Below are 18,849 nucleotides of genomic sequence, written 5' to 3' on the forward strand. Positions count from 1 at the left end.
GCTAGGGGACGAGGACGCCGCGCAGGATGCGGCCGGCCTCGAGATCGGCGTAGCCCTGGTTCACCTGGTCGAGCGAGTAGGTCTCGGTGACGAGCTCGTCGATCTGCAGGATGCCGGCGCGGTAGAGGTCGAGCAGCCGGGGGATCGCGACCCGTGGGCTCTGCGAGCCGTAGATACAGCCGCGGATCTGCTTGTTCATCATCGCCAGCATCGTCAGGTTGACGTCGGCCTGGCTTTGGCTGAGCGGCGCGACGGACGTGATGACGCAGATTCCGTCCTTCCGGGTCAGCGTCAGCGCCGGTTCGAGCAGCTCGGAGCGCATGACCGAGAACGTGCAGATCACCGAGTCGCACATGACACCGCCGGTCAGCCGGCGGATCTGGCCGATGGCCTCGTCGAGCGAGGCGAAGGCGTGGGTCGCCCCGAACCGGACCGCCTGCTCGCGCTTGAACTCGACCGGGTCGACCGCGAAGATCTGCCGCGCGCCGGCGATACGCGCGCCCTGCACGGCGCTGGCGCCGAGACCGCCGATGCCCAGGACCGCGACCGTGTCGCCCGGCCGCACCTCGGCCCGGTTGACGGCCGAGCCGAACCCGGTAGCGACACCGCAGGACACCAGCGCGGCGGCGGCCCACGGAATGTCCTGGTCGATCCTGACGACGGAGGCCTCGTTGAGCAGCTGGTACTCGGAGAACGCGCCGATCTGGGAGTAGCGGGCGACCGCCTGGTCGCCGAGGTGGTGGGCGACCCGCCCGTCGCTGATCATGCCGAGGTCGAACAGCCGGGAACCGAGGTCGCACAGGAAGGCCCGGCCCGACCGGCACGGCTGGCAGTGACCGCAGGACGGAATGAACGACATGGCCACGTGGTCGCCCGGGCGGACCGAGGTGACGCCCGCGCCGACCTCGACGACCTCGCCAGCGCCCTCATGGCCGCAGATCATCGGATAGTGCGGCATCGGCAGGTCGCCGGTGCGGGCGTGCTCGTCGGAGTGGCACAGGCCGCAGGCGCGGACCGCGACGAGGACCTCCCCGGCGCGCGGGTCGTCGAGCTCCACAGTGTCGATCTTGTAGTCCTGGCCTGGACCGTGCAGCAACGCCGCTCGCGTGCTGACCATCGGGCACCCGCCTTCCTGGGCTCTACCAGGCACAGCCGCTGCCCGCGGGTGGGCGTCCTGGACGTCCCCCCACCTTAAGATTTAGATGTATTGGAGTCGAGCAGACCGTTCCGGTCCAGGTCGGAACGGAGGACGAGGCGGCCTGCCTGTCAACGCTTGCGGGCGACCAGGCCGTAGGTGCTGATCTCGGCGTCGGAGTAGTCGGCCGGCTGGGCGTCCGGATGCCAGCGGTGGACCGACGTCACGCCCGGGTCGATGATCTCCATCGTGTCCGGGACCAGAGCCGCGACCTGCGCCCGGTCGCGGGCCTGGAACGGGATGCCGCGCCGCTGGTAGACGTCGGTGTTGCGGTGGGTGGTCTCCGCCGGCACGAAGTCCGCGGTCGCATGGCTGAGCATCAGGTAGCTGCCCGCCGGCAGCGCGTCGACGAGCTCGCGCACGATCGCGGTCGGGTCGTCGGCGTCCGGGACGAAGTGCAGCACCGCGAGCAGGGACAGGCCGACCGGCCGGGACAGGTCGAGGGTCTCGGCGAGCTCGTGGCTGGCCAGGATGTCCGCGGGCCGGCGAAGGTCCGCCTCGAGGTACGCGGTGGCGCCTTCCGGCGAGCTCGCGAGCAGGGCACGGGCGTGCGCGAGGACGATCGGGTCGTTGTCGGCGTAGACGACCCGGGCACGCGGCGTGACCGACTGGGCGACCTCGTGCAGGTTAGGCGAGGTCGGGATACCGGCCCCGACGTCGAGGAACTGCTCGACACCGGCCTGCGCCAGATGGCGGGTCGCCCGGCCCAGGAAGGCCCGGTTCTGCCGGGCGGTGATCCCCGCGCTCGGGAACGTCGCCAGAACCTGCTCGGCGGCCTCGCGGTCGGCCGGATAGTTCGTCTTGCCGTCCAGGTAGTAGTCGTACATCCGCGCCGAGTGAGGCCGGTCGGTGTGCAGCTCCGTCGGTCGGGCCCGTCGCCGGATGAGCGTGTCGTCGCGCCCGCCCACTGGCGAGGGCTCGTCCGCCTCGTGCTCACCATCCGACAGGCTCACAGCCCGGTCCCCCTCCGCGGCGCGACTCGCCGCCACGGCCGCACGGCAAGATCTGGACTATTTCTACCAGTACGCCGCCGGTCAGCCGACGGCGACGGCAGGCCTGCCTACGTACCGTCATCCTCGAGACCGGAACCATCCGTCCGACCTTCCTCGCGACTCCGCGCCGCGCGACGGTGATCAGGGCGAAGGCGGTGAAGGTGTTCGCCGCCGCCGCGCTGGCGACCTCCCGACGCGATGTCGCCTGATCTGCCCAGCACGGACGCCGACAGCCAAAAATCTCCGCCGCGGTTGTCGAGCGGGACGCGTCGGCAACGACCATCTGTCACGCGGCCGCGAAGGCGGGAGCCGGCGTTCAGGGAGGTAGGCCATGACACAGCGGGTTCGGGTCCACTGCATGTCCGTCGCGAGGGACGGGTTCGGGGCAGGTGAGGATCAGAGCTTGGAACGACCGTTCGGCCACGCGGATCCCGGTGTGCTGTTCTCCTGGGTCGGTGCAACGGCCAACTGGGTCAACCGCACAGAACCGGGCGGCACCCGAGGATTCGACGACTACATCGCCCGTGACTTCACCCGCAACATCGGCGCGGAGATCATGGGGCGGAACAAGTTCGGCCCGCTCCGCGGTCCCTGGCTCGACCACGAGTGGCAGGGCTGGTGGGGAGACGAGCCGCCGTTCCACACTCCGGTCTTCGTCCTCACGCATCACCTTCGACCATCGTTCACGCTGGGCGAGACGACGTTCCACTTCCTCGACACGACGCCGCAGGAGGCGCTGAAGCAGGCGAAGGCCGCGGCGGCCGGCCGGGACGTGCGCATCGGCGGTGGCATCACGACGCTGCGGGAGTTCCTCGACGCCGACCTGATCGACGAGATGCACATCGCTGTCGCACCGATCGAACTCGGCAGCGGTGTGCGCCTCTGGGAGAGCCCGGAGGAACTGACCGACCGATTCCACCTGGAGCGTGTTCCGAGGCCGAACGGCTTCGTGCACCACTTCTTCTGGCGCCGATAGGCGGCCGCCACGCCGGCCGACCTGAAGGACATCAAGGATGGCGGTTGACGGCTTGAGGGCCGAGCCCGCGAGGCACCGGTCGTGTTCACTGGCCGCGCATCAAGAGCCTCCAGTCGCTCGCCGCCCGTCGGACGGGCCGAACCCGGCGAGCGCGGCTGTCCACACCTCGGCGGCCTCGGCAGGCGTGACGCGGTCCCCGAGCCACGCGACATGCTGGTCAGGGCGGACGAGGACGAGCGCGCGGCCGAGGAACTGGTCGACGGGCACGCCGATCTCGGCCACGGAGGTCACGGGGACACCGAGGGACTCGGCCACCGTGAGGAGGGGCTCGCCGAGCGCCGGGTCGCCGAGGAGCGTGAAACCCGGGCCGAGCAGGTCGTACAGCGACAGCCCCGGCTGGACCCATCGGTGCGGCAGCCGGTTGCCGGGTATCGCGCGCGGCGCGAAGTCCGTCCCGTCGGTCGTCTGCGATCCCAGCCCCGGCCCGTAGGCGTACCCGAGGACGAGGCCGGAGCAGTAGAACTCGAGGCGCTTCGCGGCTCGGACCTGTTCGGCGAGGACCCGAACGGCGGCGGGGTCGTCGTGCGCCGCCGCGGTCGCGAGGTCGGTCGGCAGCGCGGCCGTGTTCGCGGCGGCGATGGCGATGGTCTGCTCGGCGACGGGTCGGCGTTCCGCCTCATAGCTCTCGAGCAGCGCGGCCGGGGCCCAGCCCCGCAGCACCGCGGCCAGCTTCCAGCCGAGGTTGACCGCGTCGCCGACTCCGGTGTTGTAGCCATGGCCGCCCCACGGCGGGTTCTGGTGGGCGGCGTCGCCGACCAGGAAGCGCCGCGCCGATCGGTAGCGGTCGACCAGCAGCGCGCGGGCCTGCCACGGGTCGGTTCCGAGCACCTCGACAGGGACCTCACGGCCGACCAGAGCGCGGACGAGGGCCGCCGGGTCGGCGCGGTCGTCGTCGGGGCGACCGGTGGCGATGGCCCACCAGGTGTCGGCCAGGTCGAGTGGACCTACGACTCCCGGCGCGGCGGGGTTGAGCACCCAGTAGTGCAGCGCCGGGCCGCCGACCAGGTGGTCGGCGAGGCCCGGGCTGCGAAAGACGACGCTGAGATTGGGGCGCCCGGAGTTCCCGCCCTGGTACGAGGCGCCGATCGCGGCGCGCACGAGGCTGCGTGCCCCGTCCGCGCCGACGACGTAGTCGGCTTCGAACGTGGTCGAGGCCTCGTCGTCGGGCCCGTCGCCAGTGTCGCGAGCGCCGTCCGGGCCGATGACTCCCGTGACCGAGCCGGGGTGTTCCGCGAGGGACAGCACCCGTTGGCCGAGCAGCAGGCGGCAGCCCGGCGTCCCGGCCAGGGTGTCGCGCAGCGCCTGTTCGACCACCGGCTGACCGACCTGCTGGCCTGGCTCGGCGACAAGGTCATGATCGGCCGGGTCCAGCCCGAGCACGCCGCGCAGGCGGACGATCTGCTGGCCGGTGGCGGTCGTGCAGAACGCGATGTCGCTGGACCACCCGACCGGGATGGGCGCGCGCTTGCGGATCTCGTCGGCGAACGACCACCGTCTGAACAGCTCCATCGTCCGGGCGGAGGTGGTCTTCGCCCGCGGCCGCGTCGCGGACACCGTCACGCGTGGTTCGACGACCACGCAGTCGATGCCCTGGAACGTCAGCTCCATCGCGGTCGCCAGGCCCACCGGGCCGCCGCCCACGATGAGCACCTGGGTGCGGATCGGGGTCATCGAGGTCGCCTGACCGCTCACTCGGCTTTGATGCAGCAGGCGAGCGCGAACGCCAGCTGTTCGAGCTGGAAGGCGGCCGAGGACCGGTGGAAGTCGATGCAGTGCCCGGAGGACGGGACCAGGCGCGCGTTCACGGAAGGCGCCGCCCCGAAGGCGGCGGCGAAGCCGGCGACCTGCTGCTCGTCGGTGATCCACAGTTTGTCGAACTCACCCTGCCGCGCGTGGACCGGGACGTTGACCTGCCCGGCGACCGAGCCGACCCGCTCGATCCAGCCGCCGGTGATGTCGAGCAGCTCGGCCCGGGGTACCGGCGCGTCCGCGACGTGGCTGGCCGCCGGCATGAGGTCCGGGTACGTCCAGTCCGGGCCGAACATGACGAAGTCCTTCATCGGGCTGGGCAGCTCGACCATGGGGATGTCGGGCAGCGCGTCCCAGGCGGCGCGTGACTCCCCCGGCACCCGCAGCAGGCAGCCGGAGACCGCGATGCCCAGCAGCGGCCACGACGGTCGCCGGGCGGCCAGGGCGGTGACCACGGCACCTCCGATCGAGTGGCCGATCAGCACGACGCCGCTGGCACCGTTCCCGTACCTGTCCCACAGCTCACCGACGAGGTGGTCCAGCACGTCGGCGTTCGCCAGGATGATCGACTCGCCCGGCTCGATCGCCGAACTCCCCCGGTAGCCGGGCCGGTCGATCGCGATCACCGGCACGCCGACCGCGGCCGCGCGGTCGAGCAGCGAATAGCCGGGAACGTCGAAGTAGGTCGACGTGTAGGTGCCTCCGTGCAGCGCGATGACCAGTGGCGTGTCGGGACGTAACGGCGTTTCCGTCCATCGCTGGCGGCCGGAGAAGGTCAGGCCCCTGGCCGGCCCGTTCCCGGTCACGGTGTGACCGAATTCCTCCGTGCTGGCGCTTGTCATCACGGTTTCCTTTCCGCGGTCGGGCGAATTGGTGGTCGGGCGAAGGAGGTGGTCATCCGGCCTCGGCCGCGACGCCGCGGGGCAGCGCTCGGGCGAGGGCTGCCCGCAGGGCCGGCACCAGCGCGCGAGCGGCGAGCGCGTCGGCCGACTCCAGCCGGAGCTTCAGGATGTCGCCGGCCCGCCGGTCGGACGGCACGTGCGCACCGCGCGGCGCGACGAGCACGTGGAAGTGCGGGTAGTTCTCGCCGAAGACCAGCAGGTAGGTCGACGGCGCGTCCATGACCTCGGAGACCGCCGCGACGAGGTCACGGGCCCGGCGGCCAAAGCTGTCCAGCTCCTCGTCGGAAAGACCGGTGATCCGTTCGGCGTGCCGGCGGGCCCGCAGGATGATCCAGCCCGGCACCTCGTAGCCGGGCACGATCTCGGCCGCCCAGAGCTCGTCGCGGAAGACGACGCTGGCGTCCTCGGCGTCCTCCGTCGCGCACAGCAGGCAGGCGTCGTGCAGCGGTTGCTGGGTCATCGGTCAGCTCACGCCGATCAGCGCGGGCATCGGATCGGGCAGCCCGGCCTTGACCGCCCAGGCGCGGTCGCACAGCTCCTCGGCGCTGGCGCCGGCGCGGCGGGCCTGGAGCAGCTGCTCGGGATCGAACGCCGGCCCGACGGAGTCGGCCGCGTACTCGGGCCCGTTCATGTAGGCCGTCGCCTGGTCCGGTTCGGCGAACCGGTCGACCTGGATCTCGACCATGTTCCGGTCGGGGTCCCGGTAGTACATCGACAGCGTGACGCCGTGCGCGATGCACACCGCCGGGAGGATGCCCTGGGAACGAAGCTGCACGTAACGTTCCAACAGGTCGTCGATATCGGTGAAGGTGTAGGCGGCGTGGTGCATGGCCGCGGTCGTCGGTGTCTTGGGCTCCAGCGGTACCGGCGCCTTGATGAAGGCGACCCGGTGGTGCTCGTCGTCGAAGGTGATGAACCCGAGGCCGTCATCCTCATAGACGACGTGCGCGGCGAGAACGGAGCAGTACCAGTCGATCATCTCCTTGGGCTGGCTCGTCTGGAAGACGATGTGCGCGAACCTCGGCGCGACGGTCATCTGTCGATCCCCTTTCCAGCAAGGGTTTGTGGCGGTTGCCGGTAAAGATTCAGGCCGGCGCCTGCGGTACGAAACGGTTACGCATCGATCCGATGTTCTCGATCGTCGTGACCAGTTCGTCGCCGGGCTTCAGCAGCACCTTCGGGTCACGGGCCCAGCCGATGCCGGACGGCGTTCCGGTGAAGATGACGTCACCCGGAAAAAGCGGGAGGACCGCCGACAGCCGGGCGATGATCTGAGCTACCGGAAAAATCATGATCTTGGTTCGCGCTCGCTGCATCTCGACGCCGTTCACGCTGCAGCTGATCTCAAGGTCGTCAGGGTTCTCGAAAGCGTCCGGAGTGACCAGCTGCGGACCGATCGGGGCGAAGCCGGGAAAGGACTTGCCGAGATTGAACTGCGGCGTCGGCGGGCGCAGCTGCAGCTCACGCTCGGAGATGTCCTGACCGACGGTCAGCCCGGCGACGTAGTCCCACGCGTTCTCGGCCGCGACGTGATAAGCGGGCGCACCGATGACCACGACGAGCTCGGCCTCGAAGTCGACCGATCCGGGCGGCACCTCGATGTCGCTGACCGGCCCGGCGACCGAGGACGGGAACTTGGTGAACACGACCATGCCGTCGCTCGGCGTCTCCATGGCCGATTCCTCGGCATGGTCCAGGTAGTTCAGGCCGATGGCGAAGACCTGTCGCGGCTGGGGCGCGGGGGCGCCGAGCGCCGTCTCGTCCAGTGGCCGCGACGCCACGCGGGAATCCACCTCGGCCGCCCAGGCGCGGAACTGCGCCCATTGCTCGTAGACGGCCTGAACTCCCGGGCCGAACCGGCCGCCACTGGCCGTGGCCACGTCGACCACGCCATCGTCGCGCACCAGGCCAAGGCGCCCACCCGTGTTGACGATCCGCATGCCACTCCTTAGTTCGGTGCCGTCTCATTCGGTGCCGTTTCGAATTCCGCGCGCCGCTCGCGACCGCGAGGTCGTAGCGTGCGCCTGATCGCGGCCGTTCGGGCGGTGGGAGCCTTCTGGTACTGGGCGAAGCCGATCGCCGCGATCAGCGCCACCCCGTCGAAGAGATCCGGCAGCCAGATGGGGGCGCCGCCGAGCTGCAGTCCCTTGACGCCGACGGCGAGGACGGCCACGGCCATCAGCGTCCCGGCCACGTTGAAGCGGCCGCCCCGGAACTGCGTCGAGCCCAGGAAGGCCGCGGCGAAGGCGGGCAGCAGGTAGGACTGGGTGATCGTCGGGTCGCCGGTCGCCAGCTGCGAGCTGGCCAGCACACCGGCCATCGCGACGATGACGCCGCACGTCACCGTCGCCAGCAGGATCATCCGCGAGGTGCGGACCCCGGCGAGCCGGGCGGCCTCCACGTTCCCGCCGGTGGCGTAGATCCGTCGGCCGACCGCGGTGCGGTCGAGGAAGTACCAGACGATCAGCGAGACGGCGGCGAGTACGTACACCGGGTAGGTCACGCCGAACAGCTCGTCGGTCCCGATCTTCTGGAACGACGTGCCGAGGTCGAGGATCTGCTGGCTGCCGGAGATCCAGTCGATCATGGCGATGAGGATCGAGCTGATCGCGAGTGTCCCGATCATCGAGGGGACTCGGGCCCGGACGATGAGCAGGGTGAGCACCACGCCGACCGCCGCCCCCGCGAGCAGGCTGAGCAGGATGGCCACCGGGATCGGCAGACCCTGGCGGGCCAGGAACCAGGCCACCAGGATGCCGCCGATCCCCGCCTCGGACCCGATCGCCAGGTCGATGACGCCGGCCGACAGCGAGACGATGAGACCGACCGCGACCAGGCCGGTGACCGCCTGGCTGTCGAGCAGCAGCCGCCAGGTCTGCAGGGTGAGGAAGGTGTCCGGCTCCCACACCGCGAAGACGACGAACAGCAGCGCGAACAGGTACACCGCGCTCGCGTTGCGCGGCGAGAGCCACCGCCGCAGCCGGGCGCCGATGGGTGGCCGCGCGTCCGGGCGGGCGGCCGCGGCCGGTGCGATCGGGCGGGTCGCGGGCTGGACCGTCATGTGGCCACCTCCGGCCTGAGCTCGTCGGGAGACTGGTGCGCCGAGTCGGCCCGCGCCACGGCGTGGACGAGCGCGGTCTCGGTGAGGGCCGCGCCGGTCAGCTCGCCCACGATGCGCCCTCGTTCGACGAGCAGCACCCGGTCGCAGATCGACACGAGCTCCTTGGCGTCGGCGGAGCTGACCAGCACCGCGGTGCCCTGGGCCGCCGCGCGTTGGATGAGCCGGTAGATGGCGGCCTTGGCCCCGATGTCGACGCCCTGAGTGGGCTCGTCGAGCAACAGCAGCCGCGGGCTGGTGCGCAGCCACTTGGCCAGGACGACCTTCTGCTGGTTTCCGCCGCTGAAGGTGGACAGCGGGCGGTCCGCCAGCGGTGGGCGCAGCTCGACCTCGTCGACCCAGCGCCGGGCCTCCGCGCGCTCGGCCGTCAGACGAAGCGCGCCGAGCCGGCCACGCAGGCGCCGCAGCGCCGGCAGGGTGAGGTTCTCGCGCATGCTCATCGTCATGACCGCGCCGAGCCGGTGCCGGTCAGCCGGAACGAAAGCCGCGCCACGCTCGATCGCGCTGGTCAGGTCACCCGGTGCCAGCTCGGTCCCGCCGAGGCTGACCCGCCCGCCGCGGCGTCGCACGGACCCGAAGAGCAGGGCGTTGACGTTCTCGCGGCCCGAACCGAGCACGCCCGACACGCCGACGACCTCACCGGCGCGCAGCCGCAGGCTCACGCCGTCCACCCGCGCGCCGCGCAGGTCGTCGACCTCCAGCACGACCGCCTCGGAGCCGCTGGCGGCGGGTCGGGCGTCGGTGACGGCCGTACCGACGATGGCCCTGACGAGCGAGTCGTCATCCAGCTGCCCGGCGGCCGCCTCGGCGACCAGCCTGCCGTCGCGCAGGACGACGACGCGGTCCGCGAGGGCCCGCACCTCGTCGAGGCGGTGCGAGATGAAGATGATGCCGGCGCCGGCCGCCGCGACCCGGCGCACCGCCTCGAACAGCCGGGCGACCTCGTCGCGGTGGAAGGCGGTGGTCGGCTCGTCGAGGACGAGCACGTTCTCCGGGTGCTGCCAGCCGTCCATGGCCCTGGCGATCGCGACGATCGCGCGCTCCGCCGGCGAGAGCAGGGCCACCGGCGCCCGCACGTCGATGTCCGCCCCGAACCGGGCGGTCAGCCGCTGGGCCCTGACGTGCTCGCCGCGCCGGGCCGGGGTGATCCACCGGGAGCCGAGTGGTCGACCGAGGTCGAGGTTCTCGGTCGTGCTCAGCATGGGCAGCAGCCCGAGGTCCTGATGGATGAAATGCAGCCCCCGCCCGTCCCGCGCCGGGACGAGCCGGCCCGATCCGTCACCCACCTCGATGGTCGCGCCCGGGTCGGGCTGGTGGACTCCGGCAAGCAGCTTCACCAGCGTCGACTTGCCCGACCCGTTCTGGCCGACGACGGCCAGGATCTCGCCGGCACCCACCTGCAACGAGAGGTCATCGAGCGCCTTGGTGCCGACGAACGTCTTCGACAGGTGTGACACCCGCAGCAGCACCCGGGGCTGGGGCGCCGGCCGGGTGGCCACCCCGGCTCCCGGCGCGTGGCCGACCATCCGCGGCGTCATCCCCACAGCGCGGCGAACCGCTGCGCGACGTCGGGGTAGCCGGTCCAGCCTCGCTGGACGTCGGTTGCGGTGACGTCATTCTTGGTCAGGAACTGCATGTCCACCTCGAGGTTGGACTGGGGCGTCGTCTGGTGTGCGATGAGGCGGGCGGCGGCGTTGACCTGCATCCAGATCTGGACCGGGAAGTCGAGGGCCAGCCCGGCGGTCAGCCCACCGTCACGGATGTCCTGGAGGTTGCTGGGGGTCGGCGCGAAACCGAGCGTCGTGGGCGAGAGGTGCGCGTTCTTCAGTGCCGCCGCCAGGCCGGTCGCGCCTTCCATCGAGGCGAACACGACCGTGTTGGTCTCCGGGTGTGACTGCAGATAGCTGATGACCTGGTTCGGGGCCGTCGTGCCGAATGTCGTGACCGAGAGCTGCTGGTAGCTCGCCCTGCATCCGGAACACGCCGCGATGGCCTTGGCGAACCCCTCCTGCATCGAGGTGGAGAACGTCAGCTCCGGCGTCCCGAAGAACACCACGTTCGCCTTCGGCCCCTTGTTGACCGTCACCCAGTCGGCCATCAGCTGACCGGCCCGGTTGGTGCTGGCGGCGCCGCCGATCGCCTGCTGCACGCCGTAGGGCTCGCCGCCGACCGTCCCGCCACCGACGACGACGGATCCCGCGGAGCCCAGCTTGTGCAGGTAGTCGCCGTACAGCTGCGGGCTCGACGCCCCGATGAGAACGGCGGCGGGATTCTGCGTGAGGGCCGTGGCGGCCGCGGCCTGCGCGGTGGTGGCCGAGGATCCCGAGTTCACGATCCCGAGGTCGACGCCCAGCGCCTTCGTCGGCGCGGGCAGCAGGTTGGCGAAGATGGCGCACACCGGGGCCCCGCACTGTAAGAAGACGAACTTGCTTCCGGGCGCCGGGCGTTTCGCCAGCTTCTCGGTCGCGGGGAACGTGCTCGGATGCCCGACATACGGCGCGATCGCGGCCGCGGCCGCCACGGCGGAGCCGGTGGCTGTTCCGGCGGCCGGCGTGCTGGACGCGTTCGTGCCCCCGCCGCTGCTGCCGCAGGCCGCCGCGGTCAGCGCGACCGCAGCGAGGCTGACCAGCGCCACGCGGTTTTGAGCGAGATGTCTACGACGCATTGCGAACTCCCTCGGTGGTGGTTGACCGGCCGGCGAGGCCGTTGGCCGACGCGCTCGCGGGCCTGTAGTGCTCGCGGGCCCGTAGTGCTCGCGGGCCTGTAGTGGCGGCGTCCCGCGCGAGCCACGACCACTGCGTTTGCAGGGCTGCGGCGTTGCACGACCGCCGCGTTGGAGGAAGTTAGCAGTTATATGTTATAACAGCAACACTCTCATCCTGACGCGCCGGAACCGGGCGGATGCACATGACCGAGCACGAGGGAAGTCAGCTCCTGATTCGCGGGGTCCGCCTGGTCGACGGGCCCGCGCTCAGCCACCGAACGTCGGTCCTCGTCGACGGCGCGCGGATCGCCGCGATCGGCCCCGACCTGAGTACCGCGGGCCGCACGGTCGTCGACGGCGAGGACGGGGTCCTGCTGCCGGGCCTCATCGACGCCCATGTCCACCTGCACGGCGAGGAGAACCTCGAACAGCTGGTCCGCGCCGGGATCACCACCGCCCTGGACATGGGCTGCTGGCCGCGGGAGCTGGTCGACGAGCTGCGCGGCCGTCCCGGGCTCACCGACATCCGCAGCGCCGGAGTACCGGCCACCGCGCCGGGCTCGGCCCACAGCCACATTCCCGGCCGGCCCGACGCCGCGCTCGTCAGCGGCCCGGCGGACGCCGAGACCTTCGTGCGGGACCGGCTCGCCGAGGGCTCGGACTACCTCAAGCTGATCGCGGACGTGCCGGGGCTCGACCAGCCCACGCTCGACGCGCTCGTCAGCGCGGCGCGGCGGCAGGGCCAGCTGACGGTGGCCCACGCCGTCCGGTTGATCCCCTACCAGATGGCGCTGGCCGCGGGCGCCGACGTGATCACCCACGCTCCGCTGGACGCCATCCTCGACGAGGCCACCGTCGCGGCCCTCGCCGCGCGGGGCCGCGTCGTGGTGCCGACGTTGACGATGATGGACGCCGTCGCCACCAGGTTCTTCGGCCACGGGGCTGACGGCGCCGACGGGGCGCGGGGTGATGCCGCCGCGCCGGCCGGGCCGGGCTACCACAACGCGCAGCGGTCGGTCGGCCTGCTGCACCGGGCGGGGGTGCCGATCCTCGCCGGCACCGACGCCAACGCCACGGTCGGCGTCCCGGCCAACATCAGCCACGGGCCGAGCCTGCACCGCGAGCTCGAACTGCTCGTGCGGGCCGGACTGTCCGCCGCTGCGGCGATCTCGGCCGCGACCTCGCTGCCGGCCAGGCACTTCGGGCTCTCCGACCGCGGGGCCATCCGGCCCGGCCTGCGGGCCGACCTCGTTCTGATCGGCGGCGACCCCCTCGCTGACATCACCGACAGCCGCCGCGTCGAGCGCGTGTGGTGTGCCGGCCTCCCCGCCACGACCAGCTGAAGGACGACGATGACCAGCCTCGACACACGCTCGGCGATCACCACGACCACGCACTTCATCAACGGGTCGTGGTCGCGGCCGGGTGGCCCGACGTTCCCGGACTACAACCCGTTCGACGACCAGGTCGTGGCCCGGATCGCCGCCGGCGGACCGGCCGAGGCCGAGGCCGCCGTCGCCGCCGCGCAGGCCGCCTTCCCCGGGTGGGCCGCGACGGCTCCGGCCGAGCGCCAGCGCCTGTTCCTCAAGGCCGCCGACATCACCGAACGGCGGCGCGCCGAGATCGTGCGCATCCTGGCCGTCGAGTCGGGCTGCAGCGCCCCGTTCGCCCACTTCCAGGTGCAGTGGTCGGTGAACTTACTGCGGCAGGCGGCCAACTGGGGCTACCTGCCCGTCGGCGAGGTCCTGCCGAGCGACACCCCCGGCCGGTTCGCGATGGCGGTGCGCAAGCCGCTCGGCGTCGTCGCCGGCTTCACGCCCTGGAACGGCGCCTTCAACCTGGCCTGGCGCACCATCGCCCTGCCGATGGCCTTCGGGAACACCGTCGTCATCAAGCCCTCCGAGGAGGCGCCGGTCTCCGCCGGCCTGCTGCACGCCGAGATCGCGGCCGAGGCCGGTTTCCCCGCCGGTTCCCTGAACGTGGTCGTACACGCCCCCGGCGACGCCGCCGCGATCAGCGAGGTCTTCATGGCCAGCCCGGCCGTCCGCTGCATCAACTTCACCGGCTCCGCCTCGACCGCCCGGATCCTCGCCGAACGGGCCGGGCGGGCGCTCAAGCCGATCGTGCTGGAGCTGGGCGGCTACAACCCGATGATCGTGCTGGCCGACGCCGACCTGGCCCACGCCGTCGACGCGACGGTCTTCGGCGCCTTCTTCCACCAGGGGCAGATCTGCCTGTGCACCAGGAAGGTGCTGGTCGAACGGCCGATTCACGACGCGTTCCTCGACGCGCTCGCCGCCCGGACCGCCGCCCTCAGCTCCGGTGATCCCACCGAGCCGAGCACGGTGATCGGGCCGCTGATCAACGACCGTGCGGTCAGGCAGGTCGCCGCGCGGGTCGAGGAGGCGATCGCCCGCGGCGCCCGGGTCGTCACCGGTGCCGCGTCCCACGGTCGCGTGTACGAGCCGACGATCCTGGCCGACGTCCCCCGCGACGCGGTGGTCGCCCTCGGCAGCGAGGAGACGTTCGGCCCGGTGCTCGTCGTCGAGGCGGTCGAGGACGCCGAGGAGGCCCTGGAGCGCGCGCAGGCCACCCCGTACGGGCTGAGCGCCGCGATCATGACCGGCGACCAGGACCGCGGCCTCGACCTGGCTCAGCGCTTCGACACCGGGATCGTCCATGTCAACGCGCCGACGCTGGTGGGAGAGCCGTCCCTGCCCAACGGCGGCGTGAAGGACAGTGGCTGGGGCCGCTCCGGGCACTACGCGCGGGAGGACTTCACCGAGATCCGGCTGACCACGCTCAACCGCGGGGCCGGCCGGTACCCGATCTGAGCCGGCCCCAGCCCGCGGGTCAGAGCCCGAGCACCCGTTCCGCGTTGCCGTGCGCGATCTTCTCCCGGTCGGCCGGGCTCAGCGGAGCGCTCCGCAGGAAGGCGGTGCCCCGCGCGCTGTCGGCGAACGGGTGGTCGACCGAGAACAGGATGCGGTCGGCGCCCAGCACCGTCAGCGCGCACTGCAGCGGGGCGACCGTCGTGTAGGCAGACGTGGTGATGTAGACGTTGCGCTGGGCGGTCTCGGCGACCGGCGTCCGCCCCTTGAGCAGCGGGCTGAGCATGTCGTCCGCCCTCGCCAGCGAGAACGGCAGGCCCTCCCCCATGTGCCCCACGATCACCTCCAGCGCGGGGTGCCGCTCGAACACCCCGGCGACGATCATCCGCAGGACGTGCATGCCGCACTCGGCGTGCCAGCCCCAGCCCGCTGTCGAGAGCGCCGCGGCGAGGTCGGCGGGCAGCCCGGAGTAGTACGCGTCCTGGACGGCCGGCGGCGGCGGGGCCGGATGCAGGTAGATCGGCACACCGAGCCGCTCCGCGCACGCCAGGATCGGCTCCATCGACGGGTGGTCGAGGAAGACGCCGTTGGTCTGGCCGTGGATCATCGTCCCCACGAAGCCCAGCTCGTCGACCGCGCGGCGAAGCTCTACGACGGCCTGCTCCGGGGCCGAGATCGGCAGGGTGGCGAAGGCCCGGAAACGGTCGGGATGCGCCTGGACGGTCGCCGCCATCCGGTCGTTGAGGGCCTGGGAGACGGCGACGGAGCTGGCCGGCTCGAGCTCCTGCACGATGTGCGCCAACGCCGAGAGCACCTGGAGGTCGACGCCGGCGTCGTCCATCGTCCTCAGCCGGCCCTCGCCCAGATCGTCGAGCTCGGCGGCCTTGCGGCCGGCGCGACTGCCCAGGTCGAGCCCGGCGGCGGTGAGGATGTCGTGCGGGAAGGTGTGCTCTTCCAGAGCGATGATCTTCACAGTGCGCTCCCACCGGGCGTCGCGGCCCGCTTGTCGTCCATTCCGGCTGTCCCGAGGACAGAACGTGCACATCCGCCAGATTGATCGTTATATGTTATATCACTCGCAAGTCGAATCCGGGCCCCGGGATATAGTTGATATCGAGGCGTGGTCGGCTCACCGGAAGCGAGGCGTGGATGGCATCTCCGGCGGAGGTCCGTCCCGTCGAGTCACGCACCGTCGGCGACCTCGTCACCACCGAGCTGCGGCGCTCGATCCTGACCGGGGCGCTGCCTCCCGGTCAGAGCTTCTCGCTGCGCGAGCTCGCCAGCCGGCTCGACGTCAGCTTCATCCCGGTCCGCGAGGCGCTGCGGAACCTGGAGAGCGAGGGGCTGGTGGTGATCCGGCCCGGCCGCAGCGTCACCATCGCGCCGATCGACTTCGACGACCTGCACGCCATCTACCGGCTGCGCCGGCTGCTCGAACCCGACCTCGCGCGCCGCTCCTGCACCCGGATCTCCGACGCGGAGCTGGACCGGCTGGAGCGCGACGCCGCCGACTTCGGTGACCCGGACCGGAGCATGGACGCGATCTACGACGCGCACCGCGACTTCCATCTCGCGCTGTTCGGGTCCGCCGCCACGGCCTGGGACATCCGGGTGCTGACCACCCTCTGGCGGGCCGCGGAGCGCTATATCCGCATCGGGTTCGGCCTGCTCGACCCGGACCCGGAGGAGCACCACCGCCGGCGGCACGCCCACGAGAGCCTGCTGAGCGTCTACCGGCGCCGGGACCCGGACGCGGCCGCCCGCGCCGTCGACGAGCACCTCGACCACAACGAGAAGATGGCCGGGGCAGCCCTCGGGACCGCCGCAGCGGGCCTCCAGGCCCGCGAGACGGCGGGCTGAGGCCCGTCCGCCGCTCCCGGAGCGGGACCCTGATGCCCGAGACCCGGCAGCGGGCCTCGGGCATCAGCCGCATCAGTCGACGAGGTCGAGGGCGACGCCCACGATCGAGTCGACGTCCAGGTGGTGATACCGGTAGACGTCGCCGAGGTCACCCGACTGGCCGAACCCGGTCACCCCGAGATGCGCGGACGGCACCCGGTTGACGCCGGCCAGGAAGGCCAGGGTGTGCGGATGGCCGTCCAGCACCGTCACCATCGGCACCGCCCGGTCGGACGGGAAGACGACCTCCAGGATCCACTCGGCCGCGTCACCCAGCCCGCGGCGGGCCTGCAGGGCCCGGAAGAGCAGGTCCGGGCTGGTCACGCAGACGACGTCCGCGCCGAAGCCGAGTGCGGCCAGCCGGTCAGCTGCGGCCAGCGTCTCGGTGACCAGGGGGCCCATCGCGCACAGCGTCACCGCCGGCCGGTCGTGCCGGCGTAGCAGGTAGGCGCCGGCCACCACGTTGCGACGGCGGCGCTCGCGGGCGGCCGGGTCGCTCGGCACCGCGGCCAGCGACTGGTCGACGGAGCGCGTGGACAGGCGCAGGTAGGCCGACTGCCCGCCCGGCCGGCCCAGCTGGGCGAGCGCCGCGAGCAGCGTCCATTCCGCCTCGACGGCGAACGCCGGCTCGTAGCTGACGCAGCCCGGCTGCTCGAGGCCGATCGACGGAGTCTTGATCGACTGGTGCGCGCCGCCCTCCGGCGCGAGCGTGACCCCGGCCGGGGTGCCGACGAGGATCGACTGCCCGCCGGCGTAGATCCCGAACGACCACGGTTCCAGGGCGCGTTCCACGAACGGGTCGTAGAGCACCCCGATCGGCAGCAGCGGCTGCCCCCAGCGGCTCCAGGTGGCGCCGAGCTCGCCGATCGCGCCGACCAGGTTGGTCTCGGCGATCCCCAGCTCGACGTGCCGCCCGGTCGGCCGCTCCCGCCAGTGCAGGATCGTCTCGGCGTCGTCGGCGAACCAGTCGTCGCGCTCGGTGTCGGACCAGACCCCGACCTTGTTGACCCAGCCGCCGAGGTTGGTCGACGAGCTGACGTCGGGGCTGACGGTCACGATCCGCGCGCCCACGTCCGGAGCGGCCCGGTTCAGGTCGAGCAGCGTGCGCCCGAGCGCGGCCTGGGTGGTGGCGAGCCCGGTCGGCGTGTGACCGAGGTCCGTCGGCACCGCGGGCGGCGGCGACAGGGGCACCGGGTCGCGCGCGAGCCGCGCCGCGACCTGGGCGCACAGCCGGTCCTCGCGGCTTTCGGCCGGGAACCGCAGCCAGGGCCGGTCGGGGTCCGTGCCCACCCGGGCCGCGAGCGAGCGCAGCTGCTCGGCGTTGAGCAGCGCCGAGTGGTTCTGCGGATGACCCTCGGTGGCGAGCCCGTATCCCTTGATCGTGTAGGCGAAGATCACGGTCGGGCGCGTGTCGTCGATCCGGGCGAAGGCGTCGGCCAGCGCCCGATGGTCGTGGCCGCCCAGATTACGGACGGCGGCGTGCAGCTCGTCGTCGGCCACACCGTCGAGCAGCCGGCGGACCGCTGCGCCGTCCGGGCCGGAGCCGGCGAGGCGGGTGCGCAGCTCACCGGGGCCGCAACGCAGCAGCCGCTGGTACTCGGGGTTCGGCATCGCGTCGAGGCGGGCGCGCAGCCGGTCACCGTCGGGCCGGCCGAACAGCGCCTCAAGCCGGCGGCCGTACTTGACCGACAGCACCTGCCAGCGGGCCGCCGCGAACATGCCCTGCAGCCGGTCGGCGCCGATGTTGGGCACCACCCGGTCGAGCGACTGGCGGTTGAGGTCGACGATCCACACGACCTCGCCCAGCTCGGCCACCATCGGGTCCAGGACCGCCTCCCAGCAGGCGCCTTCGTCGAGCTCGGCATCCCCGAGCAGCGAGTACTGCCGTCCGCCGGTCTCCCCCGCGCCGAAATGGCCCTCGACGTAGCGGCGGGCGAGCGCGGCCCAGATCGGGGCCGTCGCCCCGATGCCCACCGACCCGGTGGAGTAGTCCACCGGATCGGGGTCCTTCGTCCGGCTGGGATAGGCCTGCAGTCCGCCGAACTCGCGCAGCGTCGTCAGGGACGACGCGTCCAGCTGGCCGAGCAGGTAGTTGATCGCGTGCAGGACCGGCGAGGCGTGCGGCTTCACCGAGACCCGGTCCGCCGGCCGCAGCTGCTCGAACCAGAGCGACGTCATGATCGACACCATCGAGGCGCTCGACGCCTGGTGGCCGCCGACCTTGAGGCCCGACGGGTTGGGCCGGACCCGGTTCGCGTGATCGATGATCGCGCTCGACAGCCACAGGACCCGGTCCTCGATCGCGCGCAGCGGCTCACCTCGATCGTCGACTCCCGGCGGTAGGTCGACGCTCGTCGCGGTCATCGTCACGATCAACTCCCCGGCAAGGTGTTATAACAGGCAATCTGCTGGGAATCAGACCT

The 18,849-nt window shown here is 71.8% G+C and carries 16 protein-coding genes; 4 read left to right on the plus strand and 12 right to left on the minus strand.

The annotated features are described in order from the left end of the window. Position 1: 1 nt before the first annotated feature. Complete coding sequence (locus tag I6A60_RS18150; RefSeq protein ID WP_203012145.1) at positions 2–1,117, minus strand: NDMA-dependent alcohol dehydrogenase; 1,116 nt, start codon at positions 1,115–1,117, stop codon at positions 2–4. A gap of 149 nt (positions 1,118–1,266) precedes the next feature. After that, positions 1,267–2,148 (minus strand): SAM-dependent methyltransferase, encoded by an 882-nt coding sequence (locus I6A60_RS18155; protein WP_203012144.1) that lies wholly within the window; start codon positions 2,146–2,148, stop codon positions 1,267–1,269. A 370-nt stretch (positions 2,149–2,518) separates the two neighbouring features. On the opposite strand from I6A60_RS18155, the gene I6A60_RS18160 reads away from it, so the two are divergent. Continuing rightward, positions 2,519–3,163 (plus strand): dihydrofolate reductase family protein, encoded by a 645-nt coding sequence (locus I6A60_RS18160; RefSeq protein ID WP_203012143.1) that lies wholly within the window; start codon positions 2,519–2,521, stop codon positions 3,161–3,163. Positions 3,164–3,262: 99 nt separating this feature from the next. On the opposite strand, the gene I6A60_RS18165 is transcribed toward I6A60_RS18160, so the two are convergent. From I6A60_RS18165 to I6A60_RS18200, 8 genes are read right to left on the minus strand one after another with little or no spacing between them, the layout of a single operon-like run. Next, positions 3,263–4,915, minus strand: coding sequence for an FAD-dependent monooxygenase (locus I6A60_RS18165; RefSeq protein WP_203042548.1), 1,653 nt, complete (start codon positions 4,913–4,915; stop codon positions 3,263–3,265). Continuing rightward, positions 4,912–5,814, minus strand: a complete 903-nt coding sequence (locus I6A60_RS18170; protein ID WP_203012141.1) for an alpha/beta fold hydrolase — start codon at positions 5,812–5,814, stop codon at positions 4,912–4,914. Before I6A60_RS18170 ends, I6A60_RS18165 begins: the two co-directional genes overlap by 4 nt. A 52-nt stretch (positions 5,815–5,866) precedes the next feature. Beyond that, the gene (locus tag I6A60_RS18175) at positions 5,867–6,334 is read right to left on the minus strand and encodes a hypothetical protein (RefSeq protein ID WP_203012140.1); all 468 of its coding nucleotides are present in this window, start codon (positions 6,332–6,334) and stop codon (positions 5,867–5,869) included. A 3-nt stretch (positions 6,335–6,337) separates the two neighbouring features. Beyond that, entirely contained in the window at positions 6,338–6,910 is a 573-nt protein-coding gene (locus I6A60_RS18180; protein ID WP_203012139.1) for a VOC family protein, read from the minus strand. A 49-nt stretch (positions 6,911–6,959) separates the two neighbouring features. Beyond that, positions 6,960–7,814: a fumarylacetoacetate hydrolase family protein gene (locus tag I6A60_RS18185; RefSeq protein WP_203012138.1), complete on the minus strand. Its 855-nt coding sequence runs from the start codon at positions 7,812–7,814 to the stop codon at positions 6,960–6,962. Between the two features lie 8 nt (positions 7,815–7,822). Continuing rightward, positions 7,823–8,935: an ABC transporter permease gene (locus tag I6A60_RS18190; protein WP_203012137.1), complete on the minus strand. Its 1,113-nt coding sequence runs from the start codon at positions 8,933–8,935 to the stop codon at positions 7,823–7,825. Further along, the gene (locus I6A60_RS18195) at positions 8,932–10,518 is read right to left on the minus strand and encodes a sugar ABC transporter ATP-binding protein (RefSeq protein WP_203012136.1); all 1,587 of its coding nucleotides are present in this window, start codon (positions 10,516–10,518) and stop codon (positions 8,932–8,934) included. Before I6A60_RS18195 ends, I6A60_RS18190 begins: the two co-directional genes overlap by 4 nt. 8 nt (positions 10,519–10,526) lie before the next feature. Next, on the minus strand, positions 10,527–11,657 hold the full coding sequence (locus I6A60_RS18200) for a substrate-binding domain-containing protein (protein ID WP_203012135.1): 1,131 nt from the start codon (positions 11,655–11,657) through the stop codon (positions 10,527–10,529). Between the two features lie 242 nt (positions 11,658–11,899). Between I6A60_RS18200 and I6A60_RS18205 the strand changes: the two genes are divergently transcribed. Together I6A60_RS18205 and I6A60_RS18210 are read left to right on the plus strand one after the other, a co-directional pair. Beyond that, positions 11,900–13,039: an amidohydrolase family protein gene (locus tag I6A60_RS18205; RefSeq protein WP_203012134.1), complete on the plus strand. Its 1,140-nt coding sequence runs from the start codon at positions 11,900–11,902 to the stop codon at positions 13,037–13,039. A gap of 9 nt (positions 13,040–13,048) precedes the next feature. Beyond that, positions 13,049–14,530, plus strand: coding sequence for an aldehyde dehydrogenase family protein (locus I6A60_RS18210; protein WP_203012133.1), 1,482 nt, complete (start codon positions 13,049–13,051; stop codon positions 14,528–14,530). Between the two features lie 19 nt (positions 14,531–14,549). On the opposite strand, the gene I6A60_RS18215 is transcribed toward I6A60_RS18210, so the two are convergent. Beyond that, a complete protein-coding gene (locus tag I6A60_RS18215) occupies positions 14,550–15,500 on the minus strand; it encodes an amidohydrolase family protein (RefSeq protein WP_203012132.1) in 951 nt (316 codons plus the stop codon). A gap of 176 nt (positions 15,501–15,676) precedes the next feature. Between I6A60_RS18215 and I6A60_RS18220 the strand changes: the two genes are divergently transcribed. Beyond that, positions 15,677–16,387, plus strand: coding sequence for a GntR family transcriptional regulator (locus tag I6A60_RS18220; RefSeq protein WP_203012131.1), 711 nt, complete (start codon positions 15,677–15,679; stop codon positions 16,385–16,387). A 72-nt stretch (positions 16,388–16,459) separates the two neighbouring features. Here I6A60_RS18220 and I6A60_RS18225 read toward each other — a convergent pair whose 3' ends face one another. Then, positions 16,460–18,790 (minus strand): pyruvate dehydrogenase, encoded by a 2,331-nt coding sequence (locus tag I6A60_RS18225; RefSeq protein WP_238435713.1) that lies wholly within the window; start codon positions 18,788–18,790, stop codon positions 16,460–16,462. Positions 18,791–18,849: the final 59 nt, after the last annotated feature.

This window comes from Frankia sp. AgB1.9 (assembly GCF_016786355.1).
Taxonomy (GTDB): domain Bacteria; phylum Actinomycetota; class Actinomycetes; order Frankiales; family Frankiaceae; genus Pseudofrankia.